Here is a 20,118-nt window from a genome sequence, read left to right as displayed (position 1 = left end):
AGAGCAAAATGGCAAAACAAAAGCCTTATTTTCTCATTGTGAGTAATTTAAATATCTCACAATGAGAATAAATAGCATTTTGAGTAACTTAGGTTACTCACCCTGTTCATGAAGCTGGTGATCTGGATTATCCTCGCGCTGTTAAATATACTGTATGCATAACCAGTATATTTAGACGTCAGGAGGAAAGATGAAACTGCAGCTTTTCAGCACCGGGAAAGCACTCCCGCCACAGGCCCATCCGTTGTTTGCAGACCTGGCCAGCTGCGGTTTTCCCAGCCCTGCCGCTGACTATGTCGAGTCCGACCTGGATCTCCATGATTACTGCATACGGCACCCGAGCGCGACTTACTATCTCCGTGCCAGCGGTGACAGCATGTCCGACGGCAGCCTTTACAATGGCGATCTGCTGGTTGTGGACAGTGCAGAGAAGCCCCGGCACGGCGATATTGTTGTGGCCAGCGTGCAGGGGGAATTTACGGTTAAACGGCTGCTGCTGACGCCACGACTGACGCTGCAGCCCATGAACGCCGCCTGGTCGCCGATTTATCCCGACCCGGACGATCTGGATATCTTTGGCGTCGTCACCCACATCATCCACCGCCCGAGGGAGATGTACTGATGTTTGCCCTGGCCGATGTGAACAGCTTTTATGCCAGCTGTGAACGCGTTTTCCGCCCGGATTTGAAAGGAAAGCCGATCGTCGTCTTGAGCAACAACGACGGAAATGTGATCGCACGCAGCGCCGAGGCGAAGCCCTGGATAAAAATGGGCACCCCGTGGTTCCAGATAAAGAACGAGCTTTACCCGGAAAAAATATACTGTTTTTCAAGCAATTATGAGCTTTACGCTTCGATGTCGGCGCGCGTGATGAGCTGTCTGGAGGAGCTGGCTCCCAGGGTGGAACAGTATTCGATTGACGAGATGTTCCTCGACCTGACCGGCGTTGAGCGCTGCATGGACCTGGAGGACTTCGGCCGGCAGCTGCGCCAGCACGTGTATGACTGTACCCGTCTGACCATCGGCGTGGGTGCCGGGCCGACGAAAACCCTGGCAAAATCAGCCCAGTGGGCCTCAAAGGAGTGGAAACAGTTTCGTGGCGTGCTCGCCCTGACCCGGGGGAATCCTCAGCGAACGCGGAAACTGCTTTCACTGCAGCCGGTCGAAGAGATCTGGGGCGTGGGAAACCGTATTGCACGCAAGCTCAATGTTCTTGGCATCAGGACCGCGCTCGATCTGGCCCTGACGAACCCGGCCTTCATCCGGAAAAATTTCTCCGTCGTTCTCGAGCGAACAGTGCGCGAACTGAACGGGGAAAGCTGCATGTCGCTTGAAGAAGCACCGCCTACTAAACAACAGATTGTCTGCAGCCGCAGTTTTGGCGAGAAGATCACTGAATACGATTCGCTGCGCCAGGCTGTCTGTCAGTACGCAGAACGGGCCTCAGAAAAGCTGCGTAAAGAGCGCCAGTACTGCCGGCATATTTCCGTATTCATCAAAACGTCTCCGTTCGCCGTTAAAGAGCCTTACTACGGCAACGTGGCCACGGAGAAACTGCTTACCCCCACTCAGGACACCCGGGACATCATTGCGGCCGCCACAACGGCTCTGGAGCGTATCTGGAAGGACGGGCACCGGTATGCTAAAGCCGGTGTGATGCTGAATGACTTCACCGGCTCCGGCGTTTCGCAGCTGCAGCTGTTCGACGAACGTCCACCACGTCCTCACAGCGCTGAGCTGATGAAGGTTCTCGATGGCATTAATCATTCCGGGCTGGGACAGGTCTGGTTTGCAGGACGAGGGATTGCGCCTGCATGGCAGATGAAACGCGATATGCTCTCCCCTGCGTACACCACACGCTGGAAAGATATCCCCATAGCGAGGATCGGTTAAATTTCGCTTTTCAGAGAGAGCCAGTAGTGCTCGCCGCAGCCGAACGACAGGGCGAAGCCCGCGAGTGAGCGAGGAAGCACCAGGGAACTGCACGGATAAATTCTGCTTACGCTCGGTGTTAAATGGATACCCCACTCAGCTTTATCCACTTATCCACGGGTATATTTTTATAAAGTCTTTTTTAATTCTTTTTTCTTTATTTTACTCCTTTTAGGGAGCCTGAAAGCCGCATGCAGCGCGCCCTGAGAGGAGTTCATTATGGGCAACTGGTTAACATATTATGGGTAATTAATCACGTATCTGTGGGTTCCATAGCAACAAGCTATGGGATATGCATCAACAAGCTATGGGAAACAGGTCAAGTTTAGATCTCAATTATCCACTTGTGGATAAATTGCATATTTTCCCAGTGGATAAGTAACGTGATAGCTTGCAATTTCTGTTTTCACTGTCATTATGGGTGAATAATAATTTACCCATAGGCCTTGGAATGGATACTCAAGCACTCTTGCCAGCTACTAAAACGTTTAAAAAACGCGCCAGTATAAAGCAATCTAACGAATTGACCGAAGCCGCATATTACTTGCCTCTTCAGGCAAAACGTGTGCTGTGGTTATGCCTTATGCAGGCCTATTTCAACGACAGTCAGGATGATGATTCTGACGTATTACCTCTCTTCAAAATTAGCGTTTCCGATTACGTCAAATACTTCAATGTCGCTACGTCTGTCGCCAGTCGTGATGTAAAGGCTGGGGTAAATGCTTTGGGCGAATCAACGGTTACCTTCTATCCAAAAGAAGGTGAGTTTGAAGAAGTTAAACGTCCTTGGCTTGCTGAAGCAGGAATGAAGAGAGGCCGGGGTTCCTGGCAGATTGAGTTTAACTACAAGGTCATGCCATTCCTTGTTGGCTTAACCTCCCAGTTCACAACCTATTCTCTCTATGACTGCGGCCAGCTCAATAGTGTTCGTGTCATCCGGCTTTATGAAAGCCTGTGTCAGTTCCGGAGCACTGGTGTCTGGATCACCACACATGACTGGTTATGTGAAAGGTTTATGCTTCCAACCTCGCAGAAGAACAATATTGCGGAAATGAAACGTACCTTCCTGGAACCTGCGCTGAAGAAAATTAATGAGAAGACGCCCTTAAAGGTAAGTTATACAACCGAAGAAGATGGTCGCTTACTGTTTAATTTTCTTGATAAAAAACAATAATCTGAAATTTATCCTATATCCCCCCTTGGACTGTTTCTTACTTTTGGGGGGATACTAAACTTGCTGTATTTCCCACATTACATGCCGAACTTGACCTGTTTCCCACTGTTCGGGCTGCCCTCTAAGTTGACTTCTTTCCCACAGTCCCGGCCAGTTATTAAGTTGACCTGTTTCCCACAGTCATGACTGTCCGCGAAGTTGACGTGTTTCCCACACTCCCTGCTGGCCATAAAGTTGACCTGTTTCCCACGGTTCGTGCCGTTTGCGAAGTTGATGTGTTTCCCACAGTCCGGGCCGTCTGCGAAGTTGACCTGTTTCCCACAATACGGGCCATCTGCGAAGTTGACCTGTTTCCCACAGTTCGTGCCGCCTGCGAAGTTGATGTGTTTCCCACAGTCCGGGCCGTCTGCGAAGTTGACCTGCTTCCCACAGTCCGGGCCGTCTGCGAAGTTGACCTGTTTCCCACATTACGGGCCGTCCGCAAAGTTGACCTGTTTCCCATAGTCCGGGATGTCTGTGAAGTTGACCTGTTTCCCATATTCCGGGGTGTCTGTGTAGTTGACCTGTTTCCCATATTCCGGGATGTCTGTGTAGTTGACCTGTTTCCCATATTCCGGGGGGCTACAAAGTTGACCTGTTTCCCATAGAACACCGATTCTATGGCTGAATGATCTGCGGCCGGAGTCTGCAAAGATTAATCTTGAGTCCCAGCTGTGCGGCAAAGAGATATGACTAGATAAGAAAATCTGTAGCAGCCATAAAAAAAAGCATGAAGTCATGCTTTCATGCTTTCATGCTTTCATGCAATCTTTAAGTTGCTTTGTACTTTTTAGTAAGCGAGGTGACAGGCGATTAGAGTGCATATACTTAGATGAAAGGATGAAATAATGATTTCATCCTTTCATGAAGGCGGGGGTCTGAGTGGTTAACCTGGAAATGAAATCATGATTTCATCATTTCATTTTATTGCGATACATTTCATATCCTGCAAGGAGCATATCTGTCATCGATATTCCCTGTTCTGCCGCGTAAGCTTTCATCTCTTTATGCTTAGATACCGGCACTTTGATTTGGATAGGTTTAACCGACGAATCCGGCGCAGCTCCCTTTCCGGTAACATCCAGAGTTGGCTCATCCTCCTTAGGAGGCGCAAGTTTTATTGATTTTCCTGGGGCTTTCATAGAACTCCTCATATCCAAAATAATGAAATCTTTAAATCATGCTATCATGAATTAATGATATCATGAATTTCTTCGATCATTTGTTTTGCTGTTTCGTTTAAGGATTTGAAAGGAGTTTCATGGAGGGCACGCCCCGCATCCAGAGCCTCACCGTAACTGGTTTTGAATGGAATGATTGTATTGAGAACTTTGAAGCCCCACGCCTTGATAGTCTCCTGAGCTTTTTCGCCCTGTGACTGAGATGGTGACTTTGCGACAATGAATACGATTTTGCTTTTCTCAATGCCCTTTTTAATCAATTCGCGGGCAAGTTCCAGAGAGGGTTCCAGATCATCAATTGTGGTCCCAGTGGTTATGATAACGAGATCAGATTCATCAGCCACATCCAGTGATGTTGTCTCTGCTGCAGGACGACCATCGATGATAAGCAAATGGCAGCTATCTTTCATTTTGACAGCTGTATCTACCCGGCGGTAAAGAGCGCAGTCAATTTGGCTTAGACCATTGTTCTCGCGTCGTTCTGTCCACTTCAGAGAGGTTTGTTGCTTCGTGTCTATGTCCGCCAGATGAGTCTTCCATCCAGCTTCAGTAAACCCAACAGCAAGTGTTCTGGCTTTGGTACTTTTTGAACCTCCGCCTTTCTGACCAACGATCGATATAACCTTTCCCATATATACCACCTTCATTAAATCATGATTTCATTAAACACATACATCCCACTTCTCATATTGCCCAAAATCGAACAACTTAACAAGATGAAATCATGATTTAATGATATAATTATAGCATGATTTACGTAACTAACTGATAGTAATACATTACCAAACAATGAAAGCATGATGTAATGATTTCATGATTAAGTGCGCGAGGATAGTTTATGAAACAGTACACATTGAAAATCTACTTTGGAGATAACTCTGCGCCTGCTTATTTTGGTGGCGACAGGCAGGATGATTCATCGAATACGACACCGTTCCAGGTGGCTCTTAAAAAGTCGCGAGACTGTAATTCATATGCCGCTTGCTTATGTACGGGTAAAGAATTGCCACTCTCTGTGAGGCTCAGAGTGGAGAAACATCATTTAGCTCGATTCCCACTCACGGGTATAAAACACAGAGAGGACTGCAGATTCTATAGTAGCCTCAGTCCTGAAGGGCCGCAGGGGTGTTATACACAGGACGCATTGAAAGAGAAGCCGGATGGAACAATCAATATTAAGCTTGATTACCCGTTGCAGGTAACCGGTCCGTCAACACCCATAGATAGTTCTCTGCGTTCTGGTGATGCTTCACGGAACAATAAACGCGACACTGTTTCTATTCTTGGTCTTCTACATTTTCTCTGGGAGACAACCAGCTATAACACATGGGTACCTAAAATGGACGGTATGCGTTCATCCACCAAACTGGGTTATCACTTGTTTAAGCAGGCAGAAAAGATAGAAGCAGGCAAAACAAAGTTATCTGACGTTCTGCTCACTCCGGCCTACACGAACTCCAGCGATAGCAGAAGAAACAGCATGACTGTCGAACGTGCGAAAGTTAATAAACAACGTCTTGTAGTTATTGCTGAGCTTGCAAAGTTCTCTGAAAGTTACATGGATGGATTAAATCGACTTCCTGTACGTGACTTTTCCGGCATGCCTTTTCTGGGACTTGATGATGCCAGATGGAAGTCTGCGTTAGACAGATTTCCAATTGCGGTGAATGGCTGGATAAAAGGTATGAAGGTATTTGTAATAGCTGTTACGGATGTTCCTGGCGCAAAATCAGCCCAGGTGAGACAGCTGGCCCTGATGATGGTAAGTGATCGCTACATACCGCTTGATTCATTGAATGAAGGGGCGTTTGAACAAAAGCTATTCGAGCTGGAGCGATCGTTTTACAAACCCCTACGTTATGATTCATCCACTCATGAATATCTCGCGGACTTTTGCCTCACTGATGTTTCTACAGATAACCATTTACCTATCCCTGTGGAAATATGGGGGATGAATACTCCTGATTATCAGGAGCATCGGATGGTAAAGGAAAGATGGTACAACGCAAATTATGGCGAAACTGGTTGGTTATCATGGGATGCAACTCGAACATCTGTAGACAGTATCGAATCGCTTTTACCCAAGAAAATGAAATCATTGTATCATGATATCATTAAATGATGATTAATGCGCCGCCGCGTCTAAGGGGTTTACCTTCCCGCAGCAGTACTTCAGCGGGAAGGTGATAGCGTCCTGTTCTGCTGCCTAGCAAAACTTCACGCCCACGAAGTATGTGATGGCGGGGCGTAGATAAAATACATTGGACGTTTGTCACTCATTCCATCTTTTTTAGCCATATAAGCAGCAAGAGAAAAACTGTGGCAGCACATTGAGACATAAGCGGGGCAGACAGAAACGCATCGAGTAATAGAACCATTTAAAACTCCTTGTGAGTGTTTGTTCTATTGTGCAACTTAAGTCTCTTTGCCTTCCTCTTGTGGGTTCTTCGCGTCGATCTGGACACTCAGGTAATTTTGTCCAGCTCTGCTGGCAGAAGCTGATCATCACGGATAAAATCAGTGTAAGGAATGACGTGAGGTATTAATGATAACCGTTACTATTACTGAATCGAACGGCCCTCGTAAATGGTCGCATCGCGCCCGAACAAAGGACGCACTCACAGCCATCATCCGGACGATGAACAAACATTTTCCGCTGTCGCACAATTTCATCCCTGATGATGTCGATAGCGCCCCCGCACTATTTGCGGCTGTAGCCAGCGCACCGGATGTGAAAGTGACAGGGCACATCTGGAAACCCATGTGGCACAGGGGAGTTCGCTGGAACGTTAAAGGTACTCCTGTAACCATCACGTTGCATAACTCTTCACCCTGCAAAATAAGTAAATATTAATGAAAATAGCCATGCACTTTTATACCGAAGTAAGTACCGGTCATTATGAAATTACTGAATGCTACCGGATTGGTGTAATTGAAAAAAAATGGAATGTTTGCCCTGGTTTATTTATGGACATATTAAATCCAACAAAGGAAGAATTATTACTGCATGATACTGTCTTTGGGCAACTCCCTCCACCACATCTTCTGAATGATCTTCTTTCCCGTATTTAATCCCTATAGAATTGCTGGCGTTTCGTCAGCTTTAGCTGCGCGGCCATGCTCAAAAATGCTGGCGTACCTTCCTCTCCGGATGCGCTGAACTGCTGGCAAACCCTGTCTGTTACGTAATCCTCTCACCACACTGGACGTTCAGGTAATTCTGTCCATAAATATTAAAGGGCGAAGAGTGGTTACCCCTTCGCCCTTAGTTACGTTTCCGGTCTTATCAGTCGATAAGTTCGCGGATCAGTTCCAGAACTGCAATCAGCGCATTCGCACACGCGACTACAGCCCGCAGAACGATGATTAACAGGTTAATCATCCGTTTCTCCATAAAATGGAGCGAGAGAGACTCCGCTTACTCTTACATTGCCTGTCGCGAAGCATATCTCATTGTTAGATGATGATGTTCTCACTCCGGCCAGAGCACCAGTTAACAGCACCACCTGTACTACTGATCAGGGCTTTAAAATCGTTCATGTGCGATTCCGGAGCAAAAATATCACAGCGCTAACCCGATGATTATACAGCGTGTATCTTTGACTTCTACCCCATACTTGAGAAATTACCCCAAAGGTAATATTATTGAAGCGTTAGATGATGATGTTCTCAACCGGTCAGGGTTCCTGCTCAGGCCGAAGTAAAAAAACCGACCTCACCAGTCGGTTTTTTTACGCCCATATTGTGCTGGCAAATGGTGTGCTCCAGCTGTGCGGCCAGCGGCAATGTTGCTGGCATAACCCGGCATCGATGCGCCGGTGCGGTCGCAGAACTGCTGGCAAATACTCTCTGATACGTAATCCCCGCGTCAGCCTGGACATTCAGGTGTTTCTGCGCAACTACCCACGATATGGAGTCTGTGATAATTCCACTTCAGTATTCCTGTATCTGTACTGATCCAGTAGCATTCTGATTCCGTTCTGCATTAACTCGGAATTAGAACTAGGACCGATGATTACTTTTTCTATCGGCATTCTCCCCCGGTACTTATCTCCCTGATGGGCTTTAATTTCAATATAGGGTATCAGGCCATTTTTCCCGACGCGGAAATTAATTTCATGGACACCCTTTATGGGATACAGAACAAACCTGAACTCTTTTTCTTCCATGAACCGGTCATTTTTAAAGAAGGGTGTTACCGTACTGGCAAATTTTGCAGCATGAAGAGGTTCCAAAAGCATCCGGTGTTCTTCATTCTCCACCTGTTTCAGACTATTAAAGAAGTTAATTATTTGTTCTTTAGCCTGTATGGTTTCTCCCTTCTCACAATATATCACCTTGTTCGAAACATACTCGCAATCATCGAAATTAAGAGACTGTAGCAGATCGTCGCTCTCAAACTGGAGGCACACTCCCTGCGAACTGGCATAACCTCTCCACTGGCTCAGCAATTCAGGCTCAAGGCAAAAGGAAATGTTATAAGCATTCTTTGACTGTCTCAGATCATACTTATTCATTGACTCGACAATGTAATTTACGTAATCCCTCGGAAGGCTGTCTGTGATAAATGGGATTGCCTTTCGGATACATTCCATGCCGTGAAGCAATTCCTGACTGTCATTAAGAAAATAAAGATTAGTCGCCCACAGTGAGCCATTTTCGATAATGCCTTTCAGTCCATTGAGATCAGTATAATGGTATAGTTTCATGCTGAGTATCCGCTCTGCTCAATAACAATGTTCAGGCCGGGATTATACTGTGTTCAGCCTTTACCGTGCTAGCATTTCGTCCGCAGCAGCTGCGCGGCCAGCGGCAATGTTGCTGGCATAACCCGGCATCGATGCGCCGGTGCGGTCGCAGAGCTGCTGGCAAATACTCTCTGATACGTAATCCCTGCGCCAGGCTAGACATTCAGGTGATTTTGCCCAGATATTAAAAACATGCTCTAATCACCTTTTTAAATTAGCGGAGATTGATATGTATCAGGAAGTACTTGATGCGCTGAATGAAGAGAAAACAACTCGTCAGCATATGAATAAAATGGAAGATTTTTATAATAGAGCAACAGACCCCGATCTAAAAAAACTGATTGGAGCTGTAGGTAATGAATATGCACATTGGCTTGATAGTTTCAAAAAATTAGCCCACCAAAAAACTACTAACCCGGTCAGTAAGCAACGAAACGTAGCTAAAGCGAATGCTGCTCGAAAAACAAAATTCATTCCTTCAAGGCCAATGGAAGACGGAACAGTACCCTTATCCGTCTCGGTACTTATCGCTTACTGTAAGAGCAAGATCTAGAACTGCTGTTCCGGCCGGAGCGTAGCCCGGTCGGTTCTGCATTCCCACTCGGATTAATCCCGCGCGGTTAGACATTCAGGTGATTCTGTCCAGGACATCACAGCGGCGTTTTTGATGCCCCCATCGGGAGCAGAACGTCCCAGTAATGTACAAAAAATGCTATCCATCCTGGACATTTCGGCACTATCGGAAAAAGTGTCCAGAAAATATTTCTGGTGATCGTATTTATTCTCATTGACCTGAAACAGTAACCGTGAGTCTGTTCAGTACTTGCTTCATGTATGCTATGTATGACAGTAAGCGATTATTGTCCCGGGCTCAGAGCCTTCAGCATACTGACTGCATCTGCCTCGGGCATCTGAAACTGAACCCGGTGCCGTGCCGCGACATCCAGCGCGAAGACCTTCGTGTAAACCTCGGTCGAACTCAGCGACTTGTGACCCATCAGGCTCTGCAGCACCTTCAGCGGGATGCCGGCATACAGCATGTGCATCCCGTAGCTGTGCCGGAACGTGTGCGGGGTGACCGGCACCGAAAACGTCACCCCGTCGGCGGCAGCCGCATCAACGGCTTCACTTATCCAGGTCCGGACCGTCCTGTCGGTGATTTCCCAGATGCGTGCCTTCTCGGTTCTGCCGGTGCGTTTATTACGGCGCTCCAGCGGAATTTTCAGGGTGGCCACCATCATCTCCAGCTGGCGGGCATACTGCGGATCGGAAAGCGGAACGATACGATGAGGCAGGCTACCGGCCGGAGCACGGCCGGCCGTTCGGGCCGCTTTCTCCGCCCGCTGTTTGAGCGTGGCCAGCTGCACAAACGGGTAGGGCGGTGCCAGCGAAAAATCACTCCGTGTCAGGGCCAGCGCTTCGTTAATGCGCGCGCCGGTATTCCAGAGAGTGGCCAGCAACATCTTGCGGTGGAGATCGGGTACATAGTGGAGCAGGGCACTCACTTCCGGCGCCAGCAGATATTTCGGCAGTTCGTCCTGAACGAGCGCCATCTGGCGCAGTGCCAGCGCTGCCGGGTAATCGATGGCCACCGGCAACTGAGCAGAGGAAAAAGCCCCGGTATGGCCTTGCAGTGCTGGCATCATTTTATGCCTCCATTGTCATGCAGCTGCTCTACGAGCTCACCGGCTGCCTGCGCAGCCATTATTTCCCGGTTCACTCCGGCTTATCCTAATTTGCCAAACAACTGAGGCAGTTCATCAAACATCATCAGGTGACGGGTACGCTTTCCGCGAAAGATACGTCGCATCATCGGCGTGAAATCCGCTGGCTCCCAGCCATAGGGCCACGTATGGTAAATCCCTTCCTGCAGCTTGCTGTCGCGACGTTCTGGTCCGGCAACGATACGCCTGACCTCCCTGTTCAGCGCCTCACCGCGCAGACCGTACTGGCCCAGGTAGCGGCGCAGCCGCGTTCTCGGCATCCGCGGATCGGATTTCACGTAAGCATTAATATCCATATGCTGGGTGGCGGTGAGGATATTCATGCCGTACTTGCGCATGGTGCTGAAAGCGGTGGCCATCACGTCTGTTTCTGTCTCTGGTTCGCCATCGGTTCTGTTCATCTCGTTTCCTGTTTACTGGCTAAAGGGTTGTTGTGTGGACCGCTCGGTTAAGCTGATGCGGTGCCTTCCCGCAACGACCTGAAGGCCTGCAGGGCGTCAGCCCTGGAGAGCAGCTCAATACAGTCCCCGCGCTGCGGGTCTATCTCTTCGTCTGTGGCCTCGTTATACCGCATACGCAGCCGCCATCCCGTCACGGGAGGCGCGTTCTGTATGGCCAGCACCATCCCTTCCGGCGACAGCAGTTCACGGAGGGTGTAGCAGGCGCCAATCCGGGTCGAGTCCCGCAGCCACATCACGGGATACTCACTGGCCAGCTGGTCGTACACACATTCCGGCGTATGGAAGTAATTCCCGTCCGCCCTGCATAAATCACACATAACCCTTCCTTTACTGAGAAATACCGCCTTCTATTTCTTTTGATTAGCTGCAGCAGCTTTTACGATGGCGTTTATCGCCTTTTCTATCGAAAACGGTCTCAGCTCACCGTTGCTCAGCTGGACCTTGTAGCAGGGATGCGATACCCAGCGGCCATTGGTAAAACGAGGTTCATTCTGAACCGTGAAATGTTTAATCAGGCGGCCGTTCAGTTCCCATCCCGGACAACTGTCGCAATAGAGGGTGAACAGTTCTTTCAGCTCCTCAAAATAGTCACCTTCTGAAATGATACCTGCAGCCTTCACATCTGTACGTTGATTCATGTAGTGGCTGATAGCTGCAGTTTTGGATTCATATTCCTTCTGACCAATCTTCACCGGTACTGAACGTCCCATCCTGATCTCCTTTCTGGTTTGCTGGCAAATAGTCACTCAGAGTAATTATGACGCGCAGCACAACCCACTGCGCACAACCCTGAGTCTGTCACCCGGATGATTTTTCCCTGCCGTCATCATTTTCAGGCTGATAATAAGCAGACATATAACCACGCCGTTAAATTACCGGAGAGCCGTTTCCGGCAGATCCGGTTTTATGGCGTATCACAACTTTCCGGAAGTGTACCACGCACACGGAAGAAGCAAAGCGGCAATATCTGCTGCTGCGCACCCGGTCACGGGGCAGGGGGAAAACACAACATATAGAATAGACCGCAGCTGATTGGGTGGCACATCTTGTGTTTTTTCCCCGCAGCGCGCCGGGGGCCGGAGAGAAGATCCGGAACAGACAATTTTCGGATCTGCACGGCGGGAATCCGTCAAAGGATATGATAATTAAACCATGAGCATAAAATCATACTACATATGATATTTATCATTAATCACGAAATCATATCTGATATGATGTATGCAATTTAATACATTAATCATATGAAGTATGATTTTTAACCTTGCCGGACATTATCAGACGGAGCGTGCAGGATGGATCAGAAAATGACGTTTTCACTCAGCTATGAGCAGATGACGCAGATGGCAGAAGAGGAAATAAAGCAATGCGATTTTCGCAGGGATGGAACCCATTATGTCTGGGAAGTGAACAAGGCTCATGACATCCTCCGTTTCTGGTATCTCCTGGCGCTGCGTGGACACACTGGCCTGTCCACAACACGGGTCGAAGCAGACTATAAACGGCTAAAAACGCTCATTTCTCAGAGGAATGAGGGACAATGATGCGGGAAAAATCCCGACGTCCGTCGCCACTGCAGCGGCGGGTGCTGATTGTGCTGGCCGCTCTCGATGCGAAACGTCCGGGGCCGGTGGCCACGCGGGATATCGAGCGGGTGCTGGAGCAGGGCGGGGACGCCCCGGTGTACGGGACAAACCTGCGTGCCTCCTGCCGGCGCATGGAAGCTGCGGGCTGGCTGCGAACCCTGCGTGCGCCGAACCTGCAGCTGGCTGTTGAGCTGACGGACGCCGGCCGGGCGCTGGCCGCCCCGCTTCTCGCTGACGAACAGGCGCGCGTCCAGGCAGAGCAGCGCGCGACGGCTGTCCGGGTTCTTCCCCTGGTCCGGATGAAGCCGGTATACGAGTCTGACAGGTTCGGTGACGACCGGCCGGTGGCGCTGGACGGTCGCTGGCACATGGCAAGCCGGGGCGACTACGTTATCCGTCTCGACGGCACCACCTGCCTGCAGCTGTGGAACGCGGCCGGGCAGGTGACACGCCTGGAAGGTGACCCCCTGCACGTGGCGGAGTGGTTACAGGCCTGTCACGATGCCGGCATTGATGTCCGTATGCAGATCAACGAAAGCACCGCGCCTGAACAGGGTACACCTGACCTGAAGCACGCAGAGTTTCCCGGCGGACAGGCCTCATCCACAGCGGTATCCTGGTACCAGCAGTTACTCCGGACACTGCAACAGTACGATGTGGCAGGACTCTCCGCCACAAACCCGAAACAGCTTAAAACTGTGAAACCCGGCACGCATAATAAGGAACAACCGTTACAGGAACGTTTCCTTGCGCTGGCTGAAGCCGTGGAGGGGACGCCTGGCGCCCTGCGCTCGGATCGCCATGAAGAGGAGACCGGCCCGCAGCTGACTGCGGTGCTGGACAGATTCGGGTTTACGCCGGACCAGGCTTCCCGGCTCATCCGGCTTATCCGCTGGCCGCTGATGAACCAGGAAGACGCTGACCGGCGCGAACTGAACAGCCTGCTGGACGAACTGGAGCAGCGCCAGCTGTACTGCAACCGTGAGCAGCTGACGGAGATTGTGTTTTCACCGGTCCGCAAACCCGGCGAACGCTGGACGGAACGTCTGCAGTGGCTCCTGATGACGGACGGATTCGGGTTCCGGAGTCCGCTGTCCCGTGACGCGGGCGCCCGGGTGCTGTCGATCCTGGCCGCCTACACGGGGCCGGAGGTGGTGGAACATCTGGTCAGGGTGATTGTGTGGAACGACGCCGGAGCAGTGGCCGGTACGTCTTCATTCCCTCACCTGCATGAGGAATAAAAAATTGCCAGAAAATATATCTATTTATGTATCAATTATTGCCATGATAATTGCATCAACCGCAGTGCTGATCAGTATTCATACATGGAGAAGAGAGAAGAGATACAAGATAATATTTAAAAAGCTGAAGAATGGAGAGGAGCTGAATGACAAGGAAAGTTTGCTCCTTCAGAAGCTTCGTAAACCGTCTCGAAAATTATTGGTACGCATAAAGAAGATGACAAGATAGATCCTGAAACTGTCAGCCTGGAGTAAACCCTATGCAGATTAAACCAATTAAAACTGAACAGGACTATGAAGCCGCGTTGCGCGCTGTAGAACCTATGTTTGATAACGAACCTCCTGCCGATACCCCGGAGGGAGACTTTTTCGAAATCATGTGTGTGCTGATTAATGAATACGAAAACAAACACTTTCCTGTCGAAGCCCCAGACCCGATTGAAGCTATTAAATTCAGGATGGAACAGCAGGGGCTGACAGTAAAAGATCTTGAGCCGGCAATTGGAAAATCTAACCGGGTCTATGAAGTGCTTAACCGCAAACGTAATCTTACGCTGCCCATGATCAGGAAATTACATTCAATGTTTGGCATTCCTTTAAAAAGCCTCGTAGGAGGATAAGCCGAGTTGAAATTTACGAGCTTAATACCCGCAGGGTATGCAACCGGGGATAATAAATAATGAAACGGAAGTTCTGCTCACTGGTCCTGTTCGTTGTGGCGTTTTCGGCCAGTGCAGATATCAGCGGCCGGATTGTGCGCGTGCTGGACGGGGATACCGTTGAGATACTTGATCCAGGAAACCGACTGACGCGCGTTCGCCTGGCTGGCATCGATGCGCCGGAAAAGAGCCAGCCCTTTGGCCAGCGTTCACGTCAGGAACTCTCATCGATGGTGGCTCAGCGGCCCGTAACCGTCACGGGAAGTGAAGCGGATCGCTATGGACGCCTGCTGGGTACCATATGGCTTGGTATGACGGATGTAAATGCCGAACAGGTACGCAAAGGCCTGGCCTGGGCATACCGGTACCACGGAAATCCCGTCCGGCCAGACTACGCTGTTCTGGAGGCCGAAGCCCGCCGTCAGTCAGTCGGACTCTGGTCAGAACCGGGTCAGACAGAGCCGTGGCGCTGGCGTAGTCTGCATCAGGATGAGCAAAAAACGAATAAAAATTAAGGTGATTATTGTATGACTTTCAAATTAACCGAAAGCAAACTGGAAATTCTTATCGATACGTTAAATGCCATTATATGCAGTGAAGTAAATATTACGCGTGAGCAGCGCGAAAATATGGTCAGGACGGTTGCAACCCTGGGAGGCTTAACGGAACGGCAACGCCTCATCACTGCGGAAAAAGAAGCTAAGAAACAGGTAAAAGAAGAAAAGGAAAAAAAACCACGCCTTCCGGATGAAGTGTTTCCGCGTTCAGGAAAACCGTGGGCACCGGAGGACCTGGACCTTATTCATTCGATTATTGCTGATATTCCGTATGACAGAATCGATGATCATATACTCTGGCTGTCGCAGAAACTGCAGCGCACCCCTTATGCCATCACCCTGAAAATTGTCAGTGAAGGCCGTATGAACGATGAATGGGCTAAAGGGTGGAAGCCTGCCGCGAAATCTATTCGTGAAGATTTCGCTCTGGTCAGGGCAAAGGCATCAGCAAGCAATGCAAATAATTAATAAACCATTGTCAACCATTAAGTATGGTCAATAATATGACTAAAGTTGGGGGGTGGTAATATAAAATTTTTATTAGGAATTATCCTACTGCACTAAATATAATATTCACTCGGCCGATAATAAGAGAGTAAGAAAGGGGGCGGTGTGAACGATTTTCATAATTTAAGTATTTGTATTCAGAATAAGGATGTGGCAGGCGCAATGCGCGTGCTGCGTGATAAATCAGAATTTGCAGTGCGCAAAATTCTGGAGAAACTAAAGATCAGGGTCACAACGCAAACCGGCAGGGCATTCTGGCATTATGTTCAGGGCTGGCTGTTAACCGCGTGTCGCAAGGGGAATCTACAGCATGAATCATTCAGTACCCGACGTTCTTCCCAGTATCCGGGACGCCAGCCAGCTCAGTCCCGCAGCTCTCGATATGGTCAAACTTCTCGCACTTCTGGCCATGATTATCGACCACATCAATACGGTGTTTCTGTCGCCAGCCTTGCCGGTGATGTATGCGCTTGGCCGGATGGCCTTCCCCCTGTTCACGCTTATATGGGCGATGAACGTACAGCGCACCCCGGAACGACTTCAGAAGAGAGCCAATCGTCTGTGGATCTGGGCAGTCATCACGCAGCCGGTGTTCAGCCTGGCCTTCTGGCATCACCAGCCCTGGTGGGCCCTGAACATTCTGTTCGTGTTTGCCGGCGTCACGCAGCTGATTGCCCTGCAGTACCAGCACGGCCTGAAAGGAATGTTTGTGGGATATCTGCTCCTGGCCCTCATGATTTGGCCACTGCAGCCGGCAAGCTACGGGCTGGCAGGAATAACGCTGGCCATCAGTATGGCAACCGTTTCTGGCAACGAAAAACCCGAAGTGCAGCGTCTGGCGGCCATCACTGCCGTGCTGTCAATGATTTGTTTAAACGGGTTATCGCATCTCCTGGATATGCCCGCAGAAACATTATTACTGGCCACGCTGCCTACTCTGGCATTCCCCCTGGCAGTGGTTTCCTTCTGCAGGAAAATCTGTCCGGAGGGCCGCAAGCGTTTCATGCCGCGTAATTTCTTTTATTATGGTTACGCCGGCCACCTGGGGATTATTGGTCTGGTACAGTCTGCTTTTGGCTGACTTAGGATGACGTGATGGCTATCAGTGAGAAAGAGCTGATAGCCCGTAACCACCTGAGAGGTTATCGGTCGGGCTTAACTGGTTATTAGCGCAGGGCATGTTAAACTTCCCGCAGGGAAAAGGAGAGAAGCATGAACCATGAAAGTGATCTGACGAACCACGGCTTCAGTGAAGAGGACATTGTCCGGCTGCGGGCCAGTTCAGCTAAAACGGGTACGGAGATGGATACCCTGCTGAGCGATCTGGCAAACCGTTTTAAGGCCCTGATATGGGTGCTGTCAGTCATGTTACTGATTTTTGTGGCCACACTTTTGGCTGGCTCGAGGATGCATGCCATTTCCTTTGGCGTGGCTATTCTTGTTCTTGGCACTCTGTTTACGATTACCATGCCTTTGAAGCTTGCCTATAAATCATGGCATTACCGCCGGAATCTCATTTCCCAGCGTCATCAGAAGTGATCAGATCGAAAACAACCTTAGCCTTTACCCCCCATCCCACAATTTTCATTGTCAGTTTGCCCCGGGACATGGTGTCGATTTTCCGGTAAAAATCGGTGCTGATATAGTTAAACAGACGCCATGTTCCAGGTCTGGCCATTAATCCATAGACACTGTAGATATTGCCTGCAAGCGCGATCCCGTTGTATATCCCCAACCCTTTTGACGGTTCAAATCCCATGAATTTAGCGATGTTCATGGCACCATCACCAAACATACCCTGCGTGTCAGGTTCATTCAGGAACTGACGACCAACTTCACGGGTTATCGTGTTGGCCGAGTCGACAATCAGAATAGCCCCGGCAAGAACGCCAACGGGGGTCATTGAGGAAGTCAGCACGAAGCCAAATACGCCCTGCATACCTGCCAGCACCACTTTAATTCCTGAGATGACATAACCGACCATCCGGTCTTCATCCCTGACGTATTTGATCTGGGCATATAGCTTCGCATAACCGGTCTGGAGCTGACGGCTCTGCTCAAGCAGACTGGTGTTTTCGGCCTGCAGGTTACGCAGGCAGGTCATGCACTCTTCGTCAGACTTTGCCCGCCGGGCACGCTCAAATTCGCCATTAATGACAGATTTAATTTCATCGATGAATTTGAGACGCGTCAATCCATCCCCCAGATGTCGGGCGCCAACAATATTAGCGGTATTGACGAGTTTGCGGGCCTCCAGATTAATCATGGTTTCTGCCCAGACTCGTGCCTGGCTTTTGTTTCCCGGAAGAATTATATCCATTTTTCTCATCCTGATTGAAAATCACCCGTTAAAGCTTATCGCGCTCCCGGATTTAGGCAACCCTGCTTTAAAGGGTAAATGTATGCCGCGAAGCGGCATGGAGACGCCAGCCAGAGCTGAACTGGGTGATTCTGGTGAGGGGCGTCGTAACCGGCATCAGCCGTTACGGATTGATAGGTTCTGCCAATCCCATCCCTTTCCCTGCAAAGCTATACCCGCTAAAAGCTTTCCGATTGCTAATGTGCGCGGTCGGAGTGAGTCCGTCAAGGCCTCTGGCCGCTGACGGGCTGTATCTCCGCGTTAGCGCCGTTAGGCGCTTACGAGCGTGTATGAAGGGATTACCGCGACTTAACTACAGCTACTCTTGATACTAGTTACAACATCCCTCTTAAAGCGAGGGTGTTCCGGCCCTTCGGGCCGGGGCGGCGTCGGTTTAGCAGGGGTCAGGTATGTATGCGGCGCCTGGTTCTGGCGAGAACGGGGCCCGGCGCTTGCGACGGGAGGTACTTTTGATTTCCTTCTGAGCGCGCGGCCGTGAGGCCGCTGCATGCGAAGGCATTTTACGTTATCCACAGAGTGGCCGAAGACAAAGATCTACTCTGGAATGTAATGAACAGAGAGATAAAAAAGGTGAAGTAAGACTGTTTTGCGGAATGTCTTTTATTCATTTCCGGGTTACTTCACTTATTCGTTTGCGGATTTCTGTGTAAAAAAAAGAGACTGTGGCCATTGCGGGCCATAACGACCGGCAGAGCGTCATGGTGACCGGAAGAAGAAAGGAGTGAAGGATGAAAAATGAGCAGAATGGCCGAAAAAAACAAGCACGAAAAGCCCCGGTGAGGGGCCTGTAAACAAGAAGACTGTTGTGTCGTCTGTGACTAGTCCGGTGGAGAAAGCGCCAGATCCAGCTGGTAAAGATGCTGGATGGCCAGCGCCTTCAGGCGCTCAGATGTGCACCAGTACGCTTCATCAGGCGGCATGGTGCGATAAATCCATTCAGACATTGCATGAAGTCGTTCATCTGCCGGCAGCTTAATCAGGTTGTTGGCACGTTTACGCTCCGCGCCTTTTTTGCGGCGGTAAACGAGTGCCTCCTGACGCTTACGGCCAGACCAGCATTTCCGCGCAGAGTGGGCCTGAACATCATCATGTTCGCTCATCACCCCTTCCCGGATCAGCTGCTCACGCTCGGCGCTCTGACGGAGCTTCTTCTCCTGTTCTTTAAACAGCTTGTCCATATCGACGCCCAGCATCTGGAATCCCACAGGGGTGATATAGACATACGTTGGCAGCCAGGTGCGGGATTCACGATCCCAGGCGCGTTCCTCCGCGAGACCCAGAACGCCAAACCGTACCTGTTCCTCAATAAGCCGTGAAAGGCGTGACACTGTCACCTCCGTTTCAGGAATGACATTGCCTTTTGCGTCCTTTGCACTGAGTTCTTTTGCAAGACGGGAGATACACATGCCGACGGTATGCTTGCCGGCATCACAGAAGCTGATGAGCACTGGCCAGAGCGCATCGAGCAGGCGCTGACGTTCCGGACGGAAGCCATATTTACGTCCCGCCTTACGGCGGCCGGCGACATAGAGAGGGTGACGAGAAACATGCATGCGCAGGCTGACCTGCCCGGTTTCTTTGTCTTTTTTCACCAGGCGATTGTAGGCATGTCCGAGCTGTCCGGAGAGCTTTTTATAATGCTCCGGGCGATACCAGGCCGGGTTCTCACATTTGGCTTTTGTGGAATGCTCACCGCGTTTGCGGCGGGTCAGTTTTTTGACCGGTGCAATGAGGAAATTACCCTGAGTGCCGGCATCGACATTCTGCCAGAAACGGGCTAGCTCATCTTTCGGTAGATCTGACCAGTGAACAGAAATCTGATTGTCATTCACGGCGGCCTGTTCTTATGGCGGCCGGGTGTTGTTTTCTATGGTGCATGCGTTATAATCCTTCACAGGCAACGCGCCTGCTTTTGGACCCCCTGATATCTGA

Annotated in this window: 23 protein-coding genes; 13 read left to right on the top strand and 10 right to left on the bottom strand. The window is 50.0% G+C overall.

Annotated elements, in window-relative coordinates:
• Nucleotides 1-190 precede the first annotated feature (190 nt).
• The 3 genes from umuD to FOY96_RS22340 all read left to right on the top strand — a co-directional run bounded on the left by umuD (nucleotide 191) and on the right by FOY96_RS22340 (nucleotide 3,106).
• Nucleotides 191-622 (top strand): translesion error-prone DNA polymerase V autoproteolytic subunit, encoded by a 432-nt coding sequence (gene umuD, locus FOY96_RS22350; protein WP_045337362.1) that lies wholly within the window; start codon nucleotides 191-193, stop codon nucleotides 620-622.
• Nucleotides 622-1,893, top strand: coding sequence for a Y-family DNA polymerase (locus FOY96_RS22345; protein ID WP_143347803.1), 1,272 nt, complete (start codon nucleotides 622-624; stop codon nucleotides 1,891-1,893). The genes umuD and FOY96_RS22345 overlap by 1 nt, the downstream gene beginning before the upstream one ends.
• A 490-nt stretch (nucleotides 1,894-2,383) precedes the next feature.
• On the top strand, nucleotides 2,384-3,106 hold the full coding sequence (locus FOY96_RS22340; RefSeq protein WP_029403849.1) for a replication initiation protein: 723 nt from the start codon (nucleotides 2,384-2,386) through the stop codon (nucleotides 3,104-3,106).
• A 953-nt stretch (nucleotides 3,107-4,059) separates the two neighbouring features.
• Here the strand turns inward: FOY96_RS22340 and FOY96_RS22330 are convergent.
• On the bottom strand, nucleotides 4,060-4,287 hold the full coding sequence (locus FOY96_RS22330) for a hypothetical protein (RefSeq protein WP_032663682.1): 228 nt from the start codon (nucleotides 4,285-4,287) through the stop codon (nucleotides 4,060-4,062).
• Between the two features lie 44 nt (nucleotides 4,288-4,331).
• Nucleotides 4,332-4,958: a ParA family protein gene (locus FOY96_RS22325; RefSeq protein ID WP_032300957.1), complete on the bottom strand. Its 627-nt coding sequence runs from the start codon at nucleotides 4,956-4,958 to the stop codon at nucleotides 4,332-4,334.
• A 206-nt stretch (nucleotides 4,959-5,164) separates the two neighbouring features.
• Between FOY96_RS22325 and FOY96_RS22320 the strand changes: the two genes are divergently transcribed.
• Both FOY96_RS22320 and FOY96_RS22310 read left to right on the top strand, forming a co-directional pair.
• The gene (locus tag FOY96_RS22320; RefSeq protein WP_127850004.1) at nucleotides 5,165-6,448 is read left to right on the top strand and encodes a DUF1173 family protein; all 1,284 of its coding nucleotides are present in this window, start codon (nucleotides 5,165-5,167) and stop codon (nucleotides 6,446-6,448) included.
• Nucleotides 6,449-7,179: 731 nt separating this feature from the next.
• A complete protein-coding gene (locus tag FOY96_RS22310) occupies nucleotides 7,180-7,398 on the top strand; it encodes a hypothetical protein (RefSeq protein WP_143347802.1) in 219 nt (72 codons plus the stop codon).
• 214 nt (nucleotides 7,399-7,612) lie between these two features.
• Here the strand turns inward: FOY96_RS22310 and dqlB are convergent, their stop codons facing one another.
• Nucleotides 7,613-7,708: a DinQ-like type I toxin DqlB gene (dqlB, locus tag FOY96_RS23225; protein ID WP_282440866.1), complete on the bottom strand. Its 96-nt coding sequence runs from the start codon at nucleotides 7,706-7,708 to the stop codon at nucleotides 7,613-7,615.
• 517 nt (nucleotides 7,709-8,225) lie between these two features.
• Entirely contained in the window at nucleotides 8,226-9,035 is an 810-nt protein-coding gene (locus FOY96_RS22305) for a DUF2971 domain-containing protein (RefSeq protein ID WP_143347801.1), read from the bottom strand.
• A 268-nt stretch (nucleotides 9,036-9,303) separates the two neighbouring features.
• Between FOY96_RS22305 and FOY96_RS22300 the strand changes: the two genes are divergently transcribed.
• Complete coding sequence (locus tag FOY96_RS22300; protein ID WP_261783797.1) at nucleotides 9,304-9,627, top strand: hypothetical protein; 324 nt, start codon at nucleotides 9,304-9,306, stop codon at nucleotides 9,625-9,627.
• Between the two features lie 304 nt (nucleotides 9,628-9,931).
• Here the strand turns inward: FOY96_RS22300 and FOY96_RS22295 are convergent, their stop codons facing one another.
• The 4 genes from FOY96_RS22295 to FOY96_RS22280 all read right to left on the bottom strand — a co-directional run bounded on the left by FOY96_RS22295 (nucleotide 9,932) and on the right by FOY96_RS22280 (nucleotide 11,969).
• The gene (locus FOY96_RS22295; protein ID WP_143347799.1) at nucleotides 9,932-10,720 is read right to left on the bottom strand and encodes a site-specific integrase; all 789 of its coding nucleotides are present in this window, start codon (nucleotides 10,718-10,720) and stop codon (nucleotides 9,932-9,934) included.
• Between the two features lie 80 nt (nucleotides 10,721-10,800).
• On the bottom strand, nucleotides 10,801-11,199 hold the full coding sequence (locus FOY96_RS22290) for a hypothetical protein (protein WP_172620542.1): 399 nt from the start codon (nucleotides 11,197-11,199) through the stop codon (nucleotides 10,801-10,803).
• Nucleotides 11,200-11,246: 47 nt separating this feature from the next.
• Nucleotides 11,247-11,576 (bottom strand): hypothetical protein, encoded by a 330-nt coding sequence (locus FOY96_RS22285; RefSeq protein WP_017694188.1) that lies wholly within the window; start codon nucleotides 11,574-11,576, stop codon nucleotides 11,247-11,249.
• A 30-nt stretch (nucleotides 11,577-11,606) separates the two neighbouring features.
• Nucleotides 11,607-11,969 (bottom strand): hypothetical protein, encoded by a 363-nt coding sequence (locus FOY96_RS22280; protein ID WP_143347798.1) that lies wholly within the window; start codon nucleotides 11,967-11,969, stop codon nucleotides 11,607-11,609.
• 582 nt (nucleotides 11,970-12,551) lie between these two features.
• Between FOY96_RS22280 and FOY96_RS22270 the strand changes: the two genes are divergently transcribed.
• The 7 genes from FOY96_RS22270 to FOY96_RS22235 all read left to right on the top strand — a co-directional run bounded on the left by FOY96_RS22270 (nucleotide 12,552) and on the right by FOY96_RS22235 (nucleotide 17,345).
• A complete protein-coding gene (locus FOY96_RS22270) occupies nucleotides 12,552-12,800 on the top strand; it encodes a hypothetical protein (RefSeq protein WP_019725036.1) in 249 nt (82 codons plus the stop codon).
• Nucleotides 12,797-14,083 carry a hypothetical protein gene (locus tag FOY96_RS22265; protein WP_143347797.1) on the top strand — a complete coding sequence of 429 codons (1,287 nt, stop codon included), beginning with the start codon at nucleotides 12,797-12,799 and terminating at the stop codon, nucleotides 14,081-14,083. Before FOY96_RS22270 ends, FOY96_RS22265 begins: the two co-directional genes overlap by 4 nt.
• Nucleotides 14,084-14,343: 260 nt before the next feature.
• Nucleotides 14,344-14,703: a helix-turn-helix domain-containing protein gene (locus FOY96_RS22260; RefSeq protein WP_032663667.1), complete on the top strand. Its 360-nt coding sequence runs from the start codon at nucleotides 14,344-14,346 to the stop codon at nucleotides 14,701-14,703.
• 59 nt (nucleotides 14,704-14,762) lie between these two features.
• The gene (locus FOY96_RS22255) at nucleotides 14,763-15,257 is read left to right on the top strand and encodes a thermonuclease family protein (protein WP_143347796.1); all 495 of its coding nucleotides are present in this window, start codon (nucleotides 14,763-14,765) and stop codon (nucleotides 15,255-15,257) included.
• 12 nt (nucleotides 15,258-15,269) lie between these two features.
• Nucleotides 15,270-15,767: a hypothetical protein gene (locus tag FOY96_RS22250; protein WP_143347795.1), complete on the top strand. Its 498-nt coding sequence runs from the start codon at nucleotides 15,270-15,272 to the stop codon at nucleotides 15,765-15,767.
• A 349-nt stretch (nucleotides 15,768-16,116) separates the two neighbouring features.
• Complete coding sequence (locus FOY96_RS22240; protein WP_143347794.1) at nucleotides 16,117-16,887, top strand: TraX family protein; 771 nt, start codon at nucleotides 16,117-16,119, stop codon at nucleotides 16,885-16,887.
• A gap of 131 nt (nucleotides 16,888-17,018) precedes the next feature.
• The gene (locus tag FOY96_RS22235) at nucleotides 17,019-17,345 is read left to right on the top strand and encodes a hypothetical protein (protein ID WP_143347793.1); all 327 of its coding nucleotides are present in this window, start codon (nucleotides 17,019-17,021) and stop codon (nucleotides 17,343-17,345) included.
• On the opposite strand, the gene FOY96_RS22230 is transcribed toward FOY96_RS22235, so the two are convergent.
• Together FOY96_RS22230 and repA are read right to left on the bottom strand one after the other, a co-directional pair.
• The gene (locus FOY96_RS22230; RefSeq protein ID WP_143347792.1) at nucleotides 17,320-18,126 is read right to left on the bottom strand and encodes a DUF4225 domain-containing protein; all 807 of its coding nucleotides are present in this window, start codon (nucleotides 18,124-18,126) and stop codon (nucleotides 17,320-17,322) included. The two genes, FOY96_RS22235 and FOY96_RS22230, sit on opposite strands and share 26 nt — an antisense overlap.
• Nucleotides 18,127-19,004: 878 nt before the next feature.
• The gene (gene repA / locus FOY96_RS22220; RefSeq protein ID WP_143347791.1) at nucleotides 19,005-20,018 is read right to left on the bottom strand and encodes a plasmid replication initiator RepA; all 1,014 of its coding nucleotides are present in this window, start codon (nucleotides 20,016-20,018) and stop codon (nucleotides 19,005-19,007) included.
• Nucleotides 20,019-20,118 lie beyond the last annotated feature (100 nt).

The organism is Enterobacter asburiae (assembly GCF_007035645.1).
Taxonomy (GTDB): domain Bacteria; phylum Pseudomonadota; class Gammaproteobacteria; order Enterobacterales; family Enterobacteriaceae; genus Enterobacter; species Enterobacter asburiae_B.
This window is presented reverse-complemented; position numbering and strand designations above follow the sequence as displayed.